Below are 21,422 nucleotides of genomic sequence, written 5' to 3' on the forward strand. Positions count from 1 at the left end.
CGTTGCATTGCAACGTCTCTACATTCAGATATAGCGGCAATTATCGCAATGTCCGCAACGGGTATTTGCTGCTTCAGTTGTAAAACCAAAGGCGTTTAACAGATATTGCCAACGACATTGTTTAGTTGTCAGATATTTAACCATTTGTTGAACGGCGGGAAATTGCGCGGGAGGCTGAATTTTTACGGGTGGGTGAATTTGGTAATGAAATGGATCTAAAAATTCTAATTGATTAGCACTAGCAAGTAGAGAAAGTGCGATCGCATTTTCTAAATTTACTTCTCCTTGAATTGGCAGCTTTTGGGCGAGTTTTTGGGCGCTGGAATAGTGCGATCGCATTTTTTCCTCAAAAAACCTCTGTCTTTGTTTATCCTCCGAGTCTAGCCACCCTGTAGGTTCGCTAACAAGCATTAAAGCGATACTATCTTCGCCATCTCGTCCCGCGCGTCCAACTTCCTGCACGTACTCCGATAATAATAATGGCGCGTGAAAATGCACTACCCAACGCACATTATTTATAGCTGAATTGCTGAAAGCCTTACACAGCAATAATCTTAACTTGTATACGTGTATATAAAGTAAAGGCATCGTTGAAGCCTAGTCTTCTAATTGTAAAGTAATATATAGTGCTAAGATCGCAGCCTACCCTTTAGCAGTACACTTGTACTAGCAAATATAGTGTCTGTTTGGTGCTGCTAAAATTGATTAAAAGCTGTCAGTATATTACATACCTGTGATGCAATGTCTTGTAAGCGTAGTAATCTTACCCGTTTATTTGTTTCGCATTTCGCTCCTTATTTTTAGAGAGAACTAAAGTGGATAAAAAGGTTGAGCGGTGGTTCCCGCTTTTAATAGGGGTTTTAACTGCTGCTTTTTATATATATTTCTTGCGTAATTACTTTCTGCCTAGTTCAGTGAAAGACCTTTTTTCCTCTACTATGCAGATCAGCAGTATTTTAATAGGTTTTTTAATTACTGCTCTATCAATTTTAGTTACTATAGAAGATAAAAAAATTATTCAGCAGCTTAAAAGAATGGGCTTATATAATAAACTACTTAATTATTTTATGGATGCCACTAAATGGTCTTTTTGTTTGGTTATTGCTAGTTCTATTGGCTTACTAATAAATTTTGATGTTCAGCAAAGCTGGCATTCTTCAGCTTTTGCTGCTTGGTTGTTTGTACTTACAACTACTATGTCTTCTTGTTATCGAGTAATTGATATTTTTGCTGATATAATTCGTTCTTAAAACCCAGCGCCAAAATCTTCGCATTTTCTAATCTCCATATAATGTATACAACTCTTTTTCTCGACGTTCCAAGCCCTCTCGAATAGCTTTTATACGGTCAGAGTGAGATAAAGTACGACTTTTCTTGATATTTATACTCTCACGCATACGATCTTTCAACATATCAATATAAATTAAGTCATGGTCTTCAGTAGATCCAGATATTCTAATTTTTTTAATATCTTGTTTATTCTGAGAGCTTATTCGGAGTAAGTCATGTATTGTATTTTTAGCATCTTCTATGGACAAAGAGTGCTGTTTTTTGCGACCGACGGATAAAGTTAAGGTTACGATTGGAGCATCATATTCCTTACTTAAACCTACTATTTTTTTGATACCATGACCTTGATTTTCAAAAATGTCTGGTTTATCCAATCCTGCTATTTGAATGTCTAATTTAGTAACTGTTTGCATTTTTGCGAGCTTTTGCATTGCATTAGCTTGAATTACTGGATCGATAAAAATTTGTTCAGTAAGTGTACTTATAACTTGAAAGTATTGAATAAAACTTGTAACTGAAACACCGCCTTGGTTAGCTTGCAACAGTAACACACGAGTTGGGAAGTGATATAAAAATGCAGTTTGCTCTCCAATACCTTCATCATCTCCGAAAATAAACTCTTCAGTATCGCCTGAGAGATTTGCCTTGATAGGTAAATCATTCATGCGAACACGAATTATCTCACCTTCCCAACAATCCTTTTGCGGATTTTGTAAGCATTGGCGAAGAAAAAGAGGCGAGTGATTAATCTCTTGAAATCTATCTCGGATAGGTAATTGAATTGCCATATCCAGAATACTTTCAAAAGATAATTTACTCAGACTTGGCATAACAATTTTATAAAAATCAATATTAAGGTTTTTACTCATTGGACACGATTGTAGTTAATGGAACGATTTGGTAACTCGCAAGATGTAATACGATATAACAGATGTGTGGACGGCAGGGGAATTGAACCCCTCAGCACCGGGTTTAGGAGACACGACTGGCACCATGCGCCGCCCATAACAGAACGGTAAAGTTATTTTGTAACTTTACCGTTTTAAATTTATGTACGAGGAACTTTTTTCAGCCCCTAACTTAATTAATTGCTCAAAGGCAGCAAGCCATCTTAATTGAAGATCCTCAGACCAAGACGGGTTAAACTCAGGAATCTTGCTTATAAGTAGTTCAGCCAATGTAGAAGAATTAGACTTATTAGCTGCGGTAGGTTGAGCAGTCACATTTTCTACGGAAGAGTGAACTTCTTCAGATGTTCGGGGTAGTTGCGTATCGGAGGTGACTGAAGAAATCTCCGGCTCTACTATTTCGTGCATGACAGTAGACTCAAGCGTAGGTTTGTCAGATTGCAAAGTCTGATGGGAGTCCTCCCGCGAGCTTTGCTGCTGTAACGGAGCTTCAAGAGATGGGCGAAAAGCTTCTGTTTGTTGAAATGGCTGCGTGTAATTAGATGTTGAGGTAATCTCGTCAAGTATTCCTAAACTTTTTGCAACTTCCGTAATTGCCTCCTTAGTCGTGCGTGGGGCTAGAGAATAAAGGTAGGTAGGTTTGCTATTGTCCTCAGTACCTAGTTTAATTCTCTTGGTAATCAGCCCCAAATCAGTCAAATTCTTAGCGTAATTGAGGGCGGTTGACCTATGAATCCCTAAAATTTGTTCAATATCTCTTGATGCAACCGTTGTCTTGGTAATTAGCGCAAAAAGCACTCGCATCTGTTTTTTGCGGTTTAAACCAGATTTGTCTAGGATAGCAATAATTTCGTTGGAGTCTAAGTATGTCACAGGAACACTCTGACCTACACTAAGTTTGTGTTGACCTGTATCCCAGGATTCTGCTAAACTATGCATATGAATATGACCCCCTTTTATGGTGGTTGAAAAATACGCTATTCTTAAACTTAAAACTTTGGGCGCAGAACTTGGTAGGTACTTGCTTGTTGGTTTGAGTTGCAGGGTAGCTTTGTTTAATTAATGGAGAGCATTTTCCTTCAACGGAATGCTCTCTATTATTTTAATTATTAATTTATCTTATATTTTTTAATTTGGCAATCATACTAAAAAAACTTTTAGCTCTTTAGATGCTGCAAGGCTTCCACAGCAGATTTAATTAGAACGTAGCCCCGAACCAGCATATATATTACAGCGTAATATGACAAAGCCTATCTTATTTTTTGCTCTTTGAGCGCTTCAGCCTCCGCTCTAGCTTGCGTTAATAGGTTAAGTAGGTGCTGATTTTGCTTCTCCAAATTTCTGTTTGTTGCTCTTAATTCTTCTAGTCCTAGTGCCTGACCGTAAGCGTCTTCAAGCTCCCTTTTCAGCTTTTGATTTTCAGCCCGTAGCTCTTTGCTCTGCTTTCTCAGTTCAGTTATTAAAGTGGTTTTGGATGCGTCAGATGCTCTCAGTTCCTCTGGTAACTGCTTCTTAGGCGCTTGCTGCTCTCTCAAAGCCTCAATTCTACTCCTCAACTCAGGCTGCCTGTAAAGCCAGGCGCGGGTAACATTAGCAGCAACAGCAACCGCCTCGAAGTTAATGGGCTGCCTTAAGCGCAATAGCTTTTTGATAGCTTCCTCGGTTTTCGCAAATGCTTCCTGCCTTTTCTTCTGTGCTGCTGCCTTAATCCCTTTAGTATTGCGTTCCCAACCAAGCTTTACATCTTCCTTAACCATCAGTTGTACCTTCCAAAGAAGTGATGATATTGCGTAAATTTATAGCAATCTTCTCATTCATCTCAACTTGACGCTGCCAACCGTTAGCTTTTGCTTTGTCAATAATCTTTTCGGTCTGCTCAAGCTGCTGAGAGTGTTCGCGCAAAAACTCAACAGTAGTGCGAAAGTGGTTACAGCTAAGACAAGCATTTGCGTGAGGACAACCTTGAGAGATAGTCGGTAAGGCACATGAACCATTAGGTAATGACTGAGCCTGGATATTCCGCTTAAACCACTCCAAATCGGCAGTTTCTATCTCTACATTTGATTCAACTACCTGACCAGCAACGTTGACCACTTTGCCATGAAACTTGGCTACCTCCTCTTTCATAGTCTGGTCAAATATATGAGCGTAAACTGCTGTCATCTGAGGCGACTCATGCCCTAGGTATCTTTGAACAATATGCTGCGGCACACCGCTATTAATCATTCTTGTCCCTACAGAGTGGCGGAACTGGTGTGCTTGAAAGTGCCATAACGAGCCTGTAACATCACAGATATTGTACCGCTCTGCTAATTTGTTGAGGTATCTTGAAAAAGTGTAAGCAGCCATATTCTTGGGAGATGCTGTAAATCCTCCCTTGCATCCACCCCCCTCATTGGCACAAAACAAATAAACAAATTTTTCTATACTTAGCGCATTTGTGATGTAGCGCTGCTGTTCTTGAATTACTCTTACCAATTCTCTTGAAATCGGAATAGTGATCTCCTTCTTCATTTTGAACTGGTAGTAGCGCAAGAACCAGTCGCCGGACTTATCTTGCAACAAGCAATTGGATTCCAAAAAAAGCAGTTCAGAGATCCGCATCCCACACTCCGTCAAAACCATAACCATTCGCATTACTGGCTCTGGCAAATCTGATAAATGCTCATTTAGTTGCCGCATTACATCTTCAGGGATGAATCGCGGCACAGAAGACAGTCTTTTTGGGAAATCCTCACTCCGAATTAAATACCTTCGGAAGCTAACCCATTCATTCTGAATGCAAGTCTCAAAAAAGCTTCTCATAGAGCCAATAGTATGGCATCTGGTATTAGCGGACAGGTTTTGTCCTGCAATGTACAGCAAAAAATCAGCAATAGTTGAGCGGTCAATATCTGCTGGCTCTATGGTGGGATAATTTATTGCCAAAAATACCGAGAAGCGTTTTAAGGCAAGCACTTTCTCGCTGCCCGATGAAAAGCTAAGAGTAGCTAAGGTATATCGAATGTATTGCTTTGCAGCTTTAAGCAGCCAGGGCTGTTCAATACCTACAAAATTCACCTTGTACTGTTGGCGACCTATCCTAGCCTTCAGTCCTAAATTCCGACAATCCCATATGTCCTTTTCGTATTCCGCTTCTGGATTGAGTATCGGGACAAACTTATCGGTGTTATGCGTAAAGTGTCTTCCACACACTCTACAAAGATAAATTTGATGCCCCTTTGGACTCTTTCTTCTTTTGACGAACCTCCAACCGCCGCACCAACTACAGACTAAGGTAGGTGTAGTGATTGGGGAGTCATCTACAGGAAGTAATTCAAAGTTTGGTTCCATCATTTAAGCGCTCTTCTAAATAGCTCTGATAGGCTTCTTTCAGGTCGTTTAAGGTCAAATGTGTATAGGTATCAATAGTGGTTTGGATACTAGCGTGTCCTAAACGTTTCTGGACGTAGGACATCTCCATGCCGCTACGAATGAGTTCTGTCGCGTGAGTATGTCTAAACATATGGGGCGAGGCTTCAATTCCCACATCCCTAGACAAGCGCCGAAATAGGGCTTGAATAGTTGAGTAGTTAAGTGGGTAGCCTATCTTGCCTTCCCAGATATTGATAAACAGATAGTCTGAGTCAATATCTTCTGGGTACTCAAGGGTGATGTACTCCGAGTAAAGGCTCATTAGCTGCTTAGAGACATGAATTGTATAGGTTTCTCTTGTCTTTGCTCTAGCGCTATTAGCATTGTCGTCTCTAGGTACAATTTGAATTTCGTTGTCCCAAGAACGAATGTCCTCATGTCTCAAACCTAAAGCCTGCCCAATTCGCATTCCGGTTTCATGCAGCAGGCAAACAAGAAACTTATCTCGAATGCGCTTACACGCTTGAGTTAGCTGCTCAGTTTGCTCAAGCGTGTAAGTTTTGGGTAACTTCTTAGGTTGCTTGAGCTTTAAAAGTCTCGTGCGTGTCTCTTTACCTTTATTGATGTGGTGGAGAAATGACTTGTATTTCTTCCCTAGTTGGAACTGATTTTTGTAGGCATCTATCCCCTCTGTATTGCCTATTCGCTCGTGATAGTCGTAGAAACTACAAACAACTGAAAGCATCGTGTTTATTGTACTTTCTAGCCGTCTTGACTCCTGCTCATGAATGAAAATTACTCTCGGATCTGGTCTTCGCAGCCAGGAAATAAAGTCTGCTAGATTCTCTAAGTTAACTTCAGTCCAATCCAGTTCAGAATCTCGCAAGAACTCCCAGTAAAGCTTGAGGTGATTGGCGTAAGAGTGAATGGTGTTTGGCGATCTCTGTAGCGATTCCAAATACTTTAAGTAAGACTTGATTGGCTCAACAAAGCGATTGTTATCATCCAAAACTACCCAAGTTACCTTTTCACTGTTAGGCAGCCTAATTCTTTGTACCTTCACAATTAATATAAATAACAATATATTTAGTATACATTGTTTACGTTAAATAAAAGTAGTGTTTTATGTGTAAATAAAGAAATAAATTTGTTGTTGTTGTATTCTTTAAATACTTAGAATACGGATAGCCTACGGCTATGTTTTACGCACATGAGGCTGATTTATCCCCATTCCAAACGCCGAAGTACAAACAACGAAAGGTATTTTGCTACTTAGCCAATTATTTTCAATCTCTCTACGTTCTTCAGGACTTAAACCAGCATGATAAGCGGCGGTTTTATAACCTAAATTACTCAACCATTCGACTAATTTTTCGCTATCTCGGCGGGTTCGTACATAAATTAAGCCTGTTTCCTCTGGTTTAGCTTTAATAACGTTCAATAGCTGTTGTTTGCGTCCTTTAGGAGTCCAAGCTATTTGTACTTTTAGGTGGAGATTTTGCCTGTAAGGATTTTGTTTAAAAGCTGCGGGTTGTTGGAGTTGTAAGACTTGGGTAATGGTTTTTTGCGCCTCAATATCGGCGGTGGCTGTAAAAGCTGCGATCGCAATTTTTGTTCCTTGAGGCTTACACTTTAATAATGCTGGTCGTACTGTCCCCAAACGCCTGTAAGTTGGTCTAAAAGTATCTCCCCACTGCACTAAACAATGTGCCTCATCAAGAATTATGCCGTTAATTTGTAACTGTGGATTGCATAGTTTCGACCATACTTTCGGACTAAGTAAAGTTTCGGGGGATAAGTAAAGTAATCTTAGCTGTTGCCTATCTAATAGTTGTAATGTTTGCCACTTTTGTTGGCTTGATAGTTCGCTGTGTAATAAAGCTGCGGGTAAATTGCGATCGCGTAATTCTTTAACCTGATTTTCCATTAATGCTACTAAGGGCGAAACTACTAGAGTTAATCCTGTTTGCATTAAAGCAGGAAGTTGAAAACAAATTGATTTGCCTCCGCCTGTAGGCATTATTATCAAAGCATCTTGTTGAGATATTAAACTACTAATAATTTCCTCTTGAGGCGCTCTAAAATCTTCATAACCCCAGATTTCTTTTAGGGCAGATTTGATAGAATTTATTGATGGGCTACTACTCATATTTGTAAGTTTAAAATTACTATTATTTCAACTATGCTTGTTATAATTAAAACGATTTTGCATTAACACTATAAGTAAATGAAGATTTACGAACTACATCACGAGCGCCGGAACGAAATTTTACTTAGCACTGATAAATCTAAATTAGATATAACAACAATTTATAATTTTCTCAAAACTTCTTATTGGGCTAAGGATGTACTAATATCGGTTGTAGAAAAATCCATAAATAATTCTTTATGTTTTGGGGTGTACGAGTTTGATAAGCAAATTGGTTTTGCTAGGGTAATTTCTGACTATGCAACCTTTGCTTATTTTTCCGATGTTTTTATTTTAGAAGCTTATAGAGGACAAGGTTTAGGAACGTGGCTCATAAAATCAATTTTATTATATTCAGAACTTCAAAATTTAAGAACTTGGTTATTATCGACAGCAGATGCTCATGAACTTTATCGTCAATTTGGGTTTGAAAACTTACCAGCACCCGAACGCATGATGGTTATTTCTGGTTCAAGTGCTTATAGATAGAAATCTCGATCAAATGCTGAGTATACAATAGAAAATACTACAGCAAAAGTAAGTGTTTATGTCCCAACTTTTAGAAAAATTAGGCAAATTAGAGGAAGAACAAAGAATTCTTATTCCTGGGATGAGGTGGCGACAGTATGAAGCCGTGCGTGCAATTTTGTATGATGTTCCAGGAGTAAGAACCGCTTATCTTGACGGGAATGTAGAAGTTTTGACACTTTCTAAGAAACACGAAAAAATTAAAAGTAACATTAGCCGTTTACTAGATACTTATTTAGACGAAGTAGGAATTGATTTTTATCGTACTGGCAGTTTTACAATGGGAGGAGAAGACAAAAATGCTTCGACAGAACCGGACGAATCTTACTCCTTGGATGAAGAAAAGGCTGTACCAGACTTAGTTATTGAAGTTATTATTACTAGCGGAAAATTAAAAAGACGAGAAATATTCCGGCGCTTGGGTGTAGCAGAAGCTTGGTACTGGAAGGACGAACAGCTATTAATTTATAATTTGCGATCGCCTAGTGATGAACCTATAACTCAAAGCGCATTATTACCAAAGCTAGATTTAGAATTATTTACTCGCTGCATCAATATGCTAGATCAAAAAGTCGCATTCAAAGAGTTTCGCAGTATTATTCGTGGGACTCAGTTCAAATAACTATTTTGTTGCTACAACAGCTAAATTCCAAGCAAAACGCTTCATTAAAGGAATTTTTTTCAAAATTACGTCTAACTTTTCCAAACGCTGATATTGGGGTTTTAATCTAGCTTGTTCGATAATAATTTTCTTCCAGTAGCGCTCTTTATTGGGATCTACTTTCTCGATTAAGTAAAATTGTAAGAAAATCCACAAGGTTGCTAACCAAAATGTATCGTAAGTAGTTTGAGCAAACCTTGATTCTACAAACTTAACTATATTAATATCTAATGGTGTTTCGTCTTCGGTTCTCACAAAAGTTGCCATGCGACGATATACATTGATAATCGGATTGTGCTTCAAAGGTTCCCAAAAACAAGCTTTTCCACCGGGTTTAAGGACGCGGTGCATTTCTTTAATTACAGCTTCAGGATCGGGCAAATGATGCAGCAAATTGGCAGCATAGACGATATCAAAGGTATTGTCAGGACAATCGAGGGCGATCGCATTCATAGTTCTACCCTCGATAGTGACTCCGTTAGCCGCCGCTAGTTGCATGGCTACTTCTACCATCCCTGGCGAATAGTCGGAAGCAACACACAATGCGCCTTTTTTAGCAAAATAAACGCTATTCTCTCCCGCACCGCAACCCAAATCTAATAATTTCTTCCCGCGAACACATCCCAAATGGCGCAATATAAAGCGATTTTCGGGGGCGGTACAAGCTTCAAAGCAATCTTTGACGTTGATGCCATCTATATCAATTGTGGCTGCCCATTGGTCGTGAAACTGCCTTTCTTTTGCAAATATTTCATCAGCCATAGTATTTTGTGTGTTTGACAACCTGAGCAATATAGAAACACTGATTAAGCGCTCCTACTTTTTAAATATTTTCCCCCCTTTTTAAGGGGAGGCAAAAAGCGGTGTAGCTATGCTTCCCGCTTTATTGCCGTGGGTTAGGGGGGATCTCTTACACTTCTTGCGCCATTTGGCTGCGCTTTTCTTGTTTCAATGAGCCATACAATCTATTCAAGGCATTTACATAAGCCTGGGCTGAAGCGACAATAATGTCAGTATTGGCGGCATGACCGGAAAATACCCGATCTTCATAGCGCAATCGAATTGTAACTTCGCCGATCGCATCTATTCCCGCCGTTACAGATTGTACCGAAAACTCAATTAATTCATTGGGTACATTTATTACCCGATTAATCGCCTTATATACCGCATCTACTGGACCCGTACCGATCGCCGCATCAGTTAATTCTTTGCCTTCAGGAGTCCGCAATGTTACTGTAGCCGTCGGTGTAGAGCGATCGCCACAAGAAACCTGTACTAATTCTACACGGAACATTTCGGGACTTGCTTGGATTTCGTCATTAGCGATCGCTTCTAAATCCCAATCAGAAATATCTTTTTTCTTATCTGCTAAATCTTTAAACTTCAAAAAAGCTTTATTTAGCTCATCTTCAGGCAAATCAAAGCCTAATTCTTTTAGTCTAGTCCCGAAAGCATTGCGCCCAGAATGTTTGCCTAAAACAATTTGATTATTGGTAAGTCCAATTGATTCCGCGTCCATAATCTCATAGGTGAGCTTGTTTTTGAGAATTCCGTCTTGGTGAATTCCCGACTCGTGAGCAAAAGCATTTGCACCCACAATTGCTTTATTTGGCTGTACTAGCATTCCTGTCAAAGTCGAAACTAAGCGAGAAGTCTTATAAATTTGGCGAGTGTCAATATTGGTTAGTGGTGCTTCAGATTCGGCGCTTCTACCCAAAAATGGGTTGAAATACTGCCGCCGCACGTGCAACGCCATCACAACTTCTTCTAAGGCGGTATTTCCAGCCCGCTCACCAATGCCATTAATCGCGCATTCTAGTTGCCTTGCGCCATTTTTCACGGCTTCTAGGAAATTAGCCACCCCCAAACCAATATCATTATGTCCGTGAACGGAAATAATTGCTTTGTCAATATTAGGGACATTTTCTTTAATCCCTTTAATTAACGCGCCAAATTCGCTAGGAGTTGTGTAGCCTACCGTATCTGGAATATTAACCGTTGTTGCTCCTGCTGCGATCGCTCTTTCTAACACTTGATACAAATATTCAGGATCGGTGCGGGTTGCATCCATTGTGGAAAACTCCACATCATCCATAAAGGATTTGGCATAAGCTACCATTTCTCCAGCAATCTCTAAAACCTCAGCTTGAGTTTTTTTCAACTGATACTCTAAATGAATATCAGAGGTAGAAATAAATGTATGTATTCTGCCTTTTGCTGCGGGTTTTAATGATTCTGCGGCGGCTTTAATGTCGTTTTTGATTGCTCTTGCTAAAGAACAAATTACTGGGCCATTTTCTGTCCCTACAGCCTCAGCAACTTTTTTTATTGCTTCAAAGTCTCCCGGACTTGCGTAAGCAAACCCCGCTTCAATTACATCTACACCTAGCCTTGCTAATTGCTTGGCAATTAATAGCTTCTCATCTACGTTTAGCGTTGCTCCGGGACATTGTTCCCCATCGCGTAATGTAGTGTCAAAAATGATTACTCTTTCTTGTTGGTCGTTAGTCATTTGTTTGTTCTCTCCTTAATTTATATTTTAGTTTTTATTTATAAGTCTAGCTTTTCAATATATTCTCGAATATCGTTCAAATCTATATATCTATCCGTAACATTACGCAATTCTCTAGCAATCATTCCTTCAGTTGATACAACTGTAATATGCGTACTTTTCGATCTTAATAGTTCAATTGCTCTCTCAAAATCACCATCTCCGCTAAATAATACTACTCGGTCGTATTGCTCTACGGTATTAAACATATCTATAACTATTTCTATATCTAAGTTTGCTTTTTGCGAGTATCTCCCCGATGTATCGTCGTAATATTCTTTAAGTATTTTTGTTCTTACAGTGTATCCCAAGCTAATTAAAGCGTCTCGAAAACCTCTTTGATCTTGAGCGTCTTTTAATCCTGTATACCAAAAAGCATTAATTAATTCTGTGTTGAGTTTTTCTTTTCTTAAATATTCTAATACTCGCCTCGGATCGAAAAACCACCCATTTTTTTGTTGAGCATAAAACATATTGTTGCCGTCTACAAAAATAGACAGCCGATTCATTAAACATGACATAAAAAATATACCTAATAATTTTTTTAAAACTTAAGTTTAGTAACAGGTTATGGCAACATTAGAGACGGAGAATTTTTATAAAAGTCCCCATCTATTTTTAATTAATTGTTTACTAGAAATATATCTATATTGCCTAATCCTGAAACAATAAAAATGAGTTTAATTGATAAGTTATGTTAAGTAAGAGCATAATATAATTATTACTTTATCTAAAATTTACCAATAAATTGACTAAATTTACAGGTTTTGGCAACTTTTAACGATCCTCCCCGATCTTGGTATAGACGTTAAAGGCAAGGAAATCAAGCATTTTGCCATAAATTAACATCTAGTAAGAATCAATAGGCGTTTTAGCTATCAACTAATAAGTAACTACACCAATCGCTCCAGCTACCAACATAAAGGGCAGAAGTATCAATTTCTGCTAGATGTAAAGACAATAAATTAACGCAAGCAGTCACCCCAGAACCACAATAAACAATAATTTCCCGCCCTTGTAGTTGTTGCCAATGTTGACGTTGCTCTTGAGAAGAATACAAGTATCCATCGCTACTAGAAACCTCTTGCCAAGGATAGTTAACCGCTCCCGGAATATGCCCAGCAATAGGGTCTATAGGTTCACTTTTGCCGAGATAGCGGGGAATTTCTCTTGAATCAATTAGCACTACTCCAGGCAAATCTTTACGGGCTTTAACCTCAGCGATGTCTACTCGAAGCGATGGTTGCAAGTGACAAATAAATTGTGTTGGTGTCTTTGTACTAATAGCGTCTGTAACGGGCAATTTCAGGCTTTGCCAAGCTTTAAACCCTCCATCTAATACAGCAACGCGATCGTGTCCTAAATAGCGCAGCAGCCACCACAAACGAGCAGCAAAAGCAAAGCGCGAATCGTCGTAAGCGACAACGATTGTTTGAGCATCTATACCCATTGTTGATAACTTTTGGGCTAAAACTTCCGGATCGGGTAATGGATGTCTCCCACCATGCTGCTGCACGGGGCTAGAAAGGTCTTTGTTGAGGTGGAAATACTCCGCCCCCGGAATGTGGCTAGTATTGTACTGTTGCGCTCCCAAGGCGGGATCTGCTAGAGAAAAACGACAATCAGCGATCGCAATATGCGTATCTTCTCGATGTTCGTAAAGCCAGGCGGCAGAAACTACTGTTGGTATATCCATAATAGTTGTATGACTTGCGACTTATTTTTACCACAATTGACCGCCGATAACTCCTACACTTTCTATTGCGAAGAATTTGGGGAGACTTTTCACAGCCAACAGGGAGCAAAAACCGAAGCTGAACATAAGTTTGCGGCTCCAACTAAACTAAATATTAAAGCTCATCAACCAGTAATTAGGCTGTTAGATATTTGTTATGGACTGGGATACAACACGGCGGCGGCTTTGGCGCAAATTTGGGCTACAAATCCCCATTGTTTTGTGGAGATCGTTGCCTTAGAATCTAATCTTGATGTGCCAAAGCAGGCGATAACTGACGATTTAATCGCTTGTTGGCAGCCGCAGATTCAACAAATTTTAACTCCTTTGGCTAACAACTTCCAAGTCGAAACCGGGCGATGTCAGGCGAGTTTAATTATTGGTGATGCTAGAGAGACAATTAAGCTGATTCCATCAAACTTTACCGCCGATGCAATTTTTCTTGATCCCTTTTCGCCTCCCAAGTGTCCACAACTATGGACGGTAGAATTTATCCAGTTAGTTGCAAGTTGTTTGCACGCTCAAGGCATCCTAGCAACTTATTCTGCTGCCGCCGCCGTGAGAACCGCTCTAATAGCTGCGGGGCTGCATATTGGAGCTATAACTTCAATGGGGAGGCGATCGCCTAGTACCATCGCTGCTAGATATGAATTACCGCCTTTATCTGTCATCGCCCAGGAACATTTGCTAACGCGGGCAGCAATTCCTTACCGCGACCCCACTTTGCAAGACTTGAGCGCGGTCATTTTGCTGAGGCGACAACAAGAACAACAAATTAGCCTTTTAGAACCTACTGCCCGTTGGCATCGGCGTACTAGCAGAAAATTTAAGAAAAATCCGTAATCTAACGGAGTCATGACTTAAGTTGATTGTTCATACTGTAAGTACAGTAACTTTATCAATCATGTTTTCTCGGTATACTTAAAAATAAATTTAAGTAGAAATCCCTAATATCAAATTCTAGAGCGATATTTAAGCTAAATTCAACAAATTTAGCTCTAACTTACTTAATACTTTTTGGGGACAAAATATATAAAATTTAAGCATAAAAATAATTAACCGCCTTCCGTGATTTTACTACATTGAAAAAATAAAGTTTTCACATAAATAATTAATTTTCAAGAGCAATTTGTAAACATCTAGCCGTGGGAATTGGACGAGTAAGTTAATGGTTTCTACTTATAAAACAAAAACAACTTTGGTTACTGATACTGACTTAGCTCCAGCCAAAATATTAGTAGTAGATGACTACCAAGCCAATCGGATGACAGCAATGGCTCTTTTATCCTTGGAAGGTTATGAAGTTTCCGAAGCTGAAAGTGGGGAGCTAGCTTTAGAGCGAGTAATGAAAATTCAGCCAGACTTGATATTGCTAGACGTGATGATGCCAGAAATGGACGGGTTTGAAGTCTGTCAGCAACTCAAACAAGACGAACAAACTAGATTAATACCAGTAATTTTTATTACAGCACTCGACGATAAACAGTCAAGAATTCGCGGAATAGAAGCAGGGGGAGATGACTTTTTAACTAAACCCTTTGATCGCCCCGAATTATCAGCGCGGGTTAAATCTTTAATTCGCCAAAAACGACTAAACGAAGACTTGGATCATACCGAACAAGTGCTATTTTCTATAGCTAGAGCCGTAGAAAGCCGCGATCCTAATACTGGAGATCATTGCGGGCGCTTGGTAAACTTGGGGGAAACCTTTGGACAATTTCTAAAACTGACCCGTTCCCAAATGCGAAACTTGCAATGGGGTGGTTATTTACACGATATTGGTAAAGTTGGCATTCCTGACGCTGTGCTGCTCAAAGAGGGAAAGCTCACACCTCCAGAATGGGAGATTATGAAGCAGCACGTGACAATTGGCGAGAAAATTTGTCAGCCTTTACGGACGATGCGAGGAGTGATCCCGATTATCCGCCATCATCACGAGCGTTGGAATGGTTCGGGCTATCCCTACGGATTGGTAGGCGATGAGATTCCGTATTTAGCTCAAGTATTTCAGATGATTGATATTTACGACGCACTGACAAGCGATCGCCCTTACAAACGAGCTTTTACGCCGGAAGAAGCCTTGGAAATCTTGGCTCAAGAGAGAGATTTAGGCTGGCGTAGCCCTAAATTAGTGCAAAAGTTTACGGAGTTTATTCACCTGCAAAAATCTATTTAGAGCCGCAATAGTTGTGGCGAGAGTTCGGCACTCAGCTATCATCTAAACTGACACCTGATGGTTAATACGTAGGAATGGTAGCAGTAGCAATTTTGGCGGCGGGACGCGGAACGCGAATGAAATCGAACTTACCCAAGGTTTTACACTCATTGGGTGGGCGGAGTTTGGTTGAAAGAGTATTGGAGAGCTTGCAGACAGTTCCCCACGGGCGACGGATGATAATTGTGGGCTATCAAGCTCAAGAAGTTAAAACAGCTTTGCAAGAAAAAAGCAATTCTCACCTTTTGCCAACGTTAGAATTTATCGAGCAAACAGAACAATTGGGGACAGGCCATGCTATCCAACAGATAATTCCTCATTTAGAAGGGTTTACGGGGGATTTGCTGGTACTAAATGGCGATGTACCGCTTTTAAGACCTGAAACTATCAAACAGTTGTTACAGGCTCATCAAGAGCATCAAAACGCCGCGACAATTCTTACTGCTCAATTGCCCAATCCTCAAGGCTACGGGCGAGTATTTTGCAACGGACAAAATATTATTAAAGAAATTGTCGAAGATCGAGACTGTACCACCGCCCAAAAACAAAATCGCCGCATCAATGCTGGAGTTTATTGTTTTAATTGGTCAAAATTGATGGAAGTGCTGCCCCACTTGCAAGCAAATAACGATCAAAAAGAATATTACATTACCGATGCCGTAAATCAGCTAGAGCAAGTAATGGCGGTGGATGTAGAAGATTATCAAGAAATGCTCGGTATCAACGATCGCGAACAATTAGCCACCGCCTACGAAATTTTGCAAAGACGCTTGAAATCACAATGGATGGCAAAGGGTGTGACAATGATTGACCCTAACAGCATTACGATTGATGACACGGTAACATTGCAGCCAGATGTAATTATTGAGCCGCAAACTCATTTACGGGGAAAAACAGAAATCGCTTCGGGCTGTCGGATTGGCCCTGGAAGCTTAATTGAAGATAGTTTGATTGGTGAAAACGTAACAATACTGTATTCAGTGGTTACAAACAGTATTGTCAATGCCAATAGTCAAATTGGACCCTATACTCATTTGCGTGCCGAAGTTGAAGTTGGCGCTGGCTGCCGATTAGGAAATTTTGTGGAATTGAAAAAAACCGTCCTAGGTAGTGGTACTAATGTTGCTCATTTAGCTTATTTGGGCGATGCGACTTTAGGGGAAAAAGTCAATGTGGGAGCGGGGACAATTACGGCTAATTACGACGGCGTAAACAAACATCCAACTATAATCGGCGATCGCACCAAAACCGGGGCAAATAGTGTTTTAGTTGCACCGTTAACTATTGGCAACGATGTCTATATTGCCGCCGGATCTGCTGTCACCGAAGATGTGCCGGATGATTGTTTAGTTATCGGGCGCAGTCGTCAGGTAATTAAGCGCGGTTGGCGAAAGAAAACTCACTAAAGAGTAAATCATCCTTCCAGGCAACCTGTGAGCGTCCCTTCATTGGTTTCTAGGGTGTCGCCAATTTTTTCGCCATCGTGGAAAGCCGCTAGTAAGACTTCGCTAGTTTTACCCCAGGCGATCGCTCCCGTAGCATCAAGAGCGATCGCTCCTAAGTCTCGTTGGTTTTTGTGCGCCTCAGCAAAAGTACGTTTCATTGCTGCGTGTAACGACAATCCATCGGTTACGCGCACTACAATCCGGGCTGCCAAACATTCATCGATGATATCTTCGCCGATGCCCGTACAGCTAACGGCGGCGTGCATGGTGGCGTAATTTCCCGCCGGCATAGCCGAATCGCTAACGCGTCCAATCCGTTCAAATCCTTTACCTCCGGTGGATGTCCCCACTGCCAAATTGCCTTGGCTATCGAGAGCCACAACGCCAATTGTCCCGCGTCCGGCATTTTCGACTAATTCCGGTTCCGCGACAACTCCCGCCATCGTTTTCACGAAATTCTCTTGACGTTCCTGCATCCATTCTTCTAGGCGCAATTCGGTGAGGGGATTGTAAAGCGGTATTTGTAATTCCCTTAATAGTTCCGCCGATCCATAATCGGATAAAACGCGATCGGGAGAATTTTGTAAGTGGTGGGCTAAATCAATTGGGTGCTGTAAGCGCGATACATTGATAGCACCGCTAAAGCGCTGACTTGTACCGTCCATTAAGGCGGCGCTCATGCGGATTTGTCCATCCGATTGCAGCACTGAACCCGTTCCGGCGTTAAAGCGGGGATCGTCTTCTAATAGCTGGCAACCCAGCACCACTGCATCGCTGGCTTTTGCTCCTGACTTGAGCAAAGCATAAACTTCTTCGATAACTTGGTTGAGGCTGCGTCTAACAGATTCTACTCCTCCTTTACCTTTTAACGAACTCCCCGCCCCACCATGAATAATTAACTTAGGCTGCACCTTTGAACTCCAAATGTTTGCTTGCAAGTATACTTAATTGCGCCCCTACTGCGGACTTGTGCTTTTACGACGGCGACAGCGCTCCGAGCAGTATTTCACATCATCCCAGCAATCAACCCATTTTTTGCGCCAAGTGAAAGGACGCTGACATACAGGACAAATTTTTGTTGGTAAATCTGATTTAGAACGTGGCATAGCAGTTTTTATCATACATCTTCTTTAATTTTACAAATGTTTACTCACTCACAAAAACTAGCATCAGTACGAATTGTTTTAGTCGAACCTGCGGGCGATCGCAATATCGGCGCAATTGCTAGAGTGATGAAAAATTTTGGTTTACAGCAGCTAATTTTAGTTAATCCGCAGTGCGATCCCCATTCAGAAGACGCGCAACAAATGGCCGTTCACGCCCAAGACGTTTTAGCGGCGGCGCAGATTGTTGAGACGCTACCAGAGGCTTTGCAGGGCTGCGTGCGGGCGATCGCTACTACCGCCCGATTTCGGGAACAGTTACCCCTAGAACACCCGCATAGGGCTTTACCTTGGCTATTAGAAACGCCCCTTGAGCAACCCTCCGCCCTGATTTTTGGACCCGAATGCCGAGGACTAAGCAATCAAGAATTAAACTATGCTCAACGCTTTGTCTGCATTCCCTCTAACCCCGATTATTCATCGCTTAACTTGGCACAGGCGGTGGCTGTTTGCTGTTATGAGCTTACACAATCGGTAGAATTTTCGACGGGCGATCGCACCGAAACCCCAGACTATGCAGCCTTTGATGAATTAGAAGCCTATTATCAGCACTTGCAACAGGTTTTACTCACTATTGGCTATATTTATCCCCATACCGCCGCAAGTCGGATGGAAAAATTTCGCCATATATTTAACCGCGCTTATCTTGACAAAAACGAGCTAAATATGTTAAGGGGTATTTTAACTCAAATGCAGTGGGCGTTACAAAAGAACGCCAAGCCAGAATAAGTCGAGCATCCCGAAGATTTTTGGCAAAAATCCCCAAGCTTAAGATGTTTAAAGCGATTTGCTGTGGTTTTAAGTATATTTAGCCGTTCGCTGCTCTAGTTTGTGCTATTAATTGAGCGTCTAAAGTTAAGCATTTTTATAGTTTTATTTTAATCATTAGGTGTGTGAGGATTTAGGTGTGGAACAGCCGTTGACCGGGAAAAAGTCGCTCTTGTCACAAGTTACGATGAATTCTGCTAGAAAAGAGGCAAGTAAAAACTCCCAAACTAGCAGTCAAGATATTAAAATTCCTTATAAGAATGAAAATTTGCAGCCAATAGCCGCAAGGGATGCTTTAAATCCTGAAATAGCGCTAGGTGGGCAAACTAGGATTGAAACATCAGTAATGAACCGTAAATCGCGATCGCGTCCAGTAAATTTACCCCCAAAGGCGGCGCTCAATCACCAACGGGCAAATCCATCGTCGCCAACTATCCCCGCAACTCCAAAAGTAGATAAGGTGACACCACTAATTACAAAAAAGCGCCTCGTAAAGCGCAAAAAATCTGATGGGTTATTGACGTATGCCTTACGCTTAATAATTTTTGGCGTGGGAACTTTTGCGATCGCTGGAACTTTATTATCGGTGCTAAATCCGGCAACGCGGATAAATCAGCAAGCTCAACCAAAGGTCAACAAAACTATCGTCAGCACCGCTAAAGCCCTAACACCTCTAGCTTTAACGCTAAATCAAGAAATCATGCCCTTAAAAGCCGCCGTACAGCAGTTAGGAGCAAAAAATAAAGGACTGACACCGGGAGCTTTTTTTGTCGATCTAGATACCAAAAATTATTTAGATTGGAATGGCTCGTTACCTTTTGCCGCCGCCAGCACGATCAAAGTTCCCGTGCTTGTAGCCTTTTTTCAAGATGTAGATACGGGAAAAATTCGCTTAGATGAAAAGCTGACCATCGAAAAAAAAATAATTGGTGGCGGTTCTGGAGGGATGCAGTATCAACCGTTGGGAACAAAGTATACAGCTTTGAATACAGCAACCCAAATGATTGTAGTTAGCGATAATACGGCGACAAATATGCTAATCAAGCGCATGGGAGGGATAAAAGTTTTAAATGAACGCTTCCAAGCTTGGGGTTTAGAATCGACAAAAATTAATAACCTCTTACCTGATTTGACGGGAACAAATACCACCAGTCCAAAGGATATGGGAAATTTGATGAGTTTGGTAGATCGGGGGGAATTGATGACTTTAAGATCCCGCGATCGCTTATTGGAAATTATGCGTCGTACCAAAACTAGAACTTTACTCCCCCAAGGCTTAGGAGAGGGAGCAATCATTGCTCACAAAACTGGTGATATTGGCTCTATGGTGGGAGATGTTGGTTTAGTTGATATGCCAAATGGTAAGCGTTATATTGCGGTGGCAATGGTCAAGCGTCCCCATAATGACAGTCGCGCTCAAGAATTGATCCGCCAAATTTCTCGCCTTAGTTACCAGCAATTTACTAAGCCCGTCGCCACTCAAGTTATGCCTAGTCCAACACCTTTTATTACTACAATTCCCACCCAGGGAGCCGTAGAAGCGGGTCAAAGTCCGAGATAAACTTCCTGTGCCTCTCGCACCTCTTTTTGGCGGTCTATAGTCGTCCAGATAGTTTGTAACAACTCATTTAACCCTTGACGACTAACGGCGGAAATTAGAAAAATTGGACTTTGACTTAAAAGTTTGAGTTGTTGAGCGATCGCACTTATAGTTTCCTCATCAATGGCATCGGCTTTATTAATTGCCACAATTTGCGGGCGAGAGGCTAATCCTCGTCCGTAGGCGTTTAATTCTGCTTGAATTATTTGATAGTCGGCAATGGGATCGCTTGCCGTACCATCGACTAAGTGTAGTAGTACGCGAGTGCGTTCGATATGGCGCAAAAAATCATAACCTAAACCTGCTCCTTGATGAGCGCCAGCAATCAAACCCGGAATATCGGCAAACACTGTGCCGTCTCCGGTAGGCTTGCGTACTACTCCCAAATTCGGCACTAAGGTAGTAAAGGGATAATCAGCTATTTTTGGTCGGGCGGAGGACAAAGCCGAAATTAACGTAGATTTGCCAGCATTTGGCAGACCAATAATTCCCACTTCTGCTAAAAGCTTCAATTCTAAATTTAATAAGCGAATTTCGCCGGGTAATCCTGGTAAGGCATATTCGGGGGCGCGGTTGCTGTTACTCAAGAAATGTTTGTTTCCCAACCCGCCTTTACCGCCTTTAGCTACTAGCAAAGTTTGATTGGGTTCGGTCAAGTCGCCGATTAATTCGCTGGTTTGAGCATCATAAATTATCGTTCCACAGGGAACTTCAACGATTAAATCGTCTCCCGAAGCCCCCGTACAATTGTTTGTGCCACCGCGATCGCCATCTTCGGCTTTAAAGCGATGCCTGTAGCGAAAGTCCAGCAAAGTTTGTAAGTTTTCTACACTTTTAAAAATTACCGAACCACCACCACCTCCCTTGCCTCCTGAGGGGCCTCCGGCGGGGACGTACTTTTCTCGACGAAAGCAGACCATGCCATCGCCGCCACTGCCTGACTCAACTTCTATTTCGGCTCGATCGATAAATTGCATAATGTTTTAGCTGTTAGCTACTAGGTAGATAGGCGCAAA

General features: G+C 41.2%; 22 protein-coding genes. 8 read left to right on the forward strand and 14 right to left on the reverse strand.

The genetic code is table 11. The annotated features are described in order from the left end of the window. Positions 1 to 24 precede the first annotated feature (24 nt). Complete coding sequence (locus tag SYN7509_RS0201445; RefSeq protein WP_009633815.1) at positions 25 to 588, reverse strand: RecQ family zinc-binding domain-containing protein; 564 nt, start codon at positions 586 to 588, stop codon at positions 25 to 27. A gap of 227 nt (positions 589 to 815) precedes the next feature. Here SYN7509_RS0201445 and SYN7509_RS0201450 point away from each other — a divergent pair, with 227 nt between their 5' ends. Then, positions 816 to 1,250, forward strand: a complete 435-nt coding sequence (locus SYN7509_RS0201450; protein WP_009633816.1) for a hypothetical protein — start codon at positions 816 to 818, stop codon at positions 1,248 to 1,250. Positions 1,251 to 1,277: 27 nt separating this feature from the next. Here the strand turns inward: SYN7509_RS0201450 and SYN7509_RS0201455 are convergent, their stop codons facing one another. The 6 genes from SYN7509_RS0201455 to SYN7509_RS24860 all read right to left on the reverse strand — a co-directional run bounded on the left by SYN7509_RS0201455 (position 1,278) and on the right by SYN7509_RS24860 (position 7,701). Next, on the reverse strand, positions 1,278 to 2,159 hold the full coding sequence (locus SYN7509_RS0201455) for a DUF6731 family protein (RefSeq protein WP_009633817.1): 882 nt from the start codon (positions 2,157 to 2,159) through the stop codon (positions 1,278 to 1,280). 165 nt (positions 2,160 to 2,324) lie between these two features. Beyond that, complete coding sequence (locus SYN7509_RS0201460) at positions 2,325 to 3,071, reverse strand: MarR family transcriptional regulator (protein ID WP_148297903.1); 747 nt, start codon at positions 3,069 to 3,071, stop codon at positions 2,325 to 2,327. Positions 3,072 to 3,448: 377 nt separating this feature from the next. After that, positions 3,449 to 3,955: a DUF6262 family protein gene (locus SYN7509_RS0201465; protein WP_009633819.1), complete on the reverse strand. Its 507-nt coding sequence runs from the start codon at positions 3,953 to 3,955 to the stop codon at positions 3,449 to 3,451. Further along, positions 3,948 to 5,534: a site-specific integrase gene (locus SYN7509_RS0201470; protein WP_051482540.1), complete on the reverse strand. Its 1,587-nt coding sequence runs from the start codon at positions 5,532 to 5,534 to the stop codon at positions 3,948 to 3,950. The genes SYN7509_RS0201465 and SYN7509_RS0201470 overlap by 8 nt, the downstream gene beginning before the upstream one ends. Further along, entirely contained in the window at positions 5,515 to 6,615 is a 1,101-nt protein-coding gene (locus SYN7509_RS0201475; RefSeq protein ID WP_009633821.1) for a tyrosine-type recombinase/integrase, read from the reverse strand. Before SYN7509_RS0201475 ends, SYN7509_RS0201470 begins: the two co-directional genes overlap by 20 nt. A gap of 132 nt (positions 6,616 to 6,747) precedes the next feature. Continuing rightward, positions 6,748 to 7,701, reverse strand: coding sequence for a RecQ family ATP-dependent DNA helicase (locus SYN7509_RS24860; RefSeq protein WP_009633823.1), 954 nt, complete (start codon positions 7,699 to 7,701; stop codon positions 6,748 to 6,750). A gap of 78 nt (positions 7,702 to 7,779) precedes the next feature. Between SYN7509_RS24860 and SYN7509_RS0201485 the strand changes: the two genes are divergently transcribed. Continuing rightward, the gene (locus tag SYN7509_RS0201485) at positions 7,780 to 8,229 is read left to right on the forward strand and encodes a GNAT family N-acetyltransferase (protein ID WP_009633824.1); all 450 of its coding nucleotides are present in this window, start codon (positions 7,780 to 7,782) and stop codon (positions 8,227 to 8,229) included. 58 nt (positions 8,230 to 8,287) lie between these two features. Beyond that, positions 8,288 to 8,890 (forward strand): Uma2 family endonuclease, encoded by a 603-nt coding sequence (locus tag SYN7509_RS0201490; protein WP_009633825.1) that lies wholly within the window; start codon positions 8,288 to 8,290, stop codon positions 8,888 to 8,890. Here the strand turns inward: SYN7509_RS0201490 and SYN7509_RS0201495 are convergent, their stop codons facing one another. From SYN7509_RS0201495 to SYN7509_RS0201510, 4 genes are all read right to left on the reverse strand, one after another. Continuing rightward, positions 8,891 to 9,691, reverse strand: coding sequence for a class I SAM-dependent methyltransferase (locus SYN7509_RS0201495; protein WP_009633826.1), 801 nt, complete (start codon positions 9,689 to 9,691; stop codon positions 8,891 to 8,893). Positions 9,692 to 9,839: 148 nt separating this feature from the next. Next, positions 9,840 to 11,441, reverse strand: a complete 1,602-nt coding sequence (locus SYN7509_RS0201500; protein ID WP_009633827.1) for a 2-isopropylmalate synthase — start codon at positions 11,439 to 11,441, stop codon at positions 9,840 to 9,842. A gap of 38 nt (positions 11,442 to 11,479) precedes the next feature. Beyond that, positions 11,480 to 12,001, reverse strand: a complete 522-nt coding sequence (locus tag SYN7509_RS0201505) for a LabA-like NYN domain-containing protein (RefSeq protein ID WP_009633828.1) — start codon at positions 11,999 to 12,001, stop codon at positions 11,480 to 11,482. Between the two features lie 350 nt (positions 12,002 to 12,351). After that, a complete protein-coding gene (locus SYN7509_RS0201510; RefSeq protein WP_009633829.1) occupies positions 12,352 to 13,176 on the reverse strand; it encodes a sulfurtransferase in 825 nt (274 codons plus the stop codon). Between the two features lie 9 nt (positions 13,177 to 13,185). On the opposite strand from SYN7509_RS0201510, the gene SYN7509_RS0201515 reads away from it, so the two are divergent. The 3 genes from SYN7509_RS0201515 to glmU all read left to right on the forward strand — a co-directional run bounded on the left by SYN7509_RS0201515 (position 13,186) and on the right by glmU (position 16,836). Then, on the forward strand, positions 13,186 to 14,058 hold the full coding sequence (locus SYN7509_RS0201515; protein ID WP_009633831.1) for a tRNA (5-methylaminomethyl-2-thiouridine)(34)-methyltransferase MnmD: 873 nt from the start codon (positions 13,186 to 13,188) through the stop codon (positions 14,056 to 14,058). 325 nt (positions 14,059 to 14,383) lie between these two features. After that, on the forward strand, positions 14,384 to 15,391 hold the full coding sequence (locus SYN7509_RS24865) for a response regulator (protein WP_009633832.1): 1,008 nt from the start codon (positions 14,384 to 14,386) through the stop codon (positions 15,389 to 15,391). A gap of 74 nt (positions 15,392 to 15,465) precedes the next feature. Further along, positions 15,466 to 16,836, forward strand: coding sequence for a bifunctional UDP-N-acetylglucosamine diphosphorylase/glucosamine-1-phosphate N-acetyltransferase GlmU (glmU, locus tag SYN7509_RS0201525; protein WP_009633833.1), 1,371 nt, complete (start codon positions 15,466 to 15,468; stop codon positions 16,834 to 16,836). Positions 16,837 to 16,844: 8 nt separating this feature from the next. On the opposite strand, the gene SYN7509_RS0201530 is transcribed toward glmU, so the two are convergent. Together SYN7509_RS0201530 and SYN7509_RS28095 are read right to left on the reverse strand one after the other, a co-directional pair. Further along, complete coding sequence (locus SYN7509_RS0201530; protein WP_009633834.1) at positions 16,845 to 17,786, reverse strand: isoaspartyl peptidase/L-asparaginase; 942 nt, start codon at positions 17,784 to 17,786, stop codon at positions 16,845 to 16,847. 45 nt (positions 17,787 to 17,831) lie between these two features. Next, a complete protein-coding gene (locus tag SYN7509_RS28095) occupies positions 17,832 to 17,981 on the reverse strand; it encodes a DUF2256 domain-containing protein (protein WP_071994173.1) in 150 nt (49 codons plus the stop codon). A gap of 36 nt (positions 17,982 to 18,017) precedes the next feature. Between SYN7509_RS28095 and SYN7509_RS0201535 the strand changes: the two genes are divergently transcribed. Continuing rightward, complete coding sequence (locus SYN7509_RS0201535) at positions 18,018 to 18,767, forward strand: RNA methyltransferase (RefSeq protein WP_009633835.1); 750 nt, start codon at positions 18,018 to 18,020, stop codon at positions 18,765 to 18,767. A 178-nt stretch (positions 18,768 to 18,945) separates the two neighbouring features. Then, on the forward strand, positions 18,946 to 20,367 hold the full coding sequence (locus tag SYN7509_RS24870) for a serine hydrolase (protein ID WP_009633836.1): 1,422 nt from the start codon (positions 18,946 to 18,948) through the stop codon (positions 20,365 to 20,367). Here SYN7509_RS24870 and obgE read toward each other — a convergent pair. After that, positions 20,352 to 21,383: a GTPase ObgE gene (gene obgE / locus SYN7509_RS0201545; protein ID WP_009633837.1), complete on the reverse strand. Its 1,032-nt coding sequence runs from the start codon at positions 21,381 to 21,383 to the stop codon at positions 20,352 to 20,354. The two genes, SYN7509_RS24870 and obgE, sit on opposite strands and share 16 nt — an antisense overlap. Between the last annotated feature and the right edge of the window lie 39 nt (positions 21,384 to 21,422).

The organism is Synechocystis sp. PCC 7509, assembly GCF_000332075.2.
In the GTDB taxonomy this organism is placed as follows: Bacteria; Cyanobacteriota; Cyanobacteriia; order Cyanobacteriales; family Chroococcidiopsidaceae; genus Aliterella.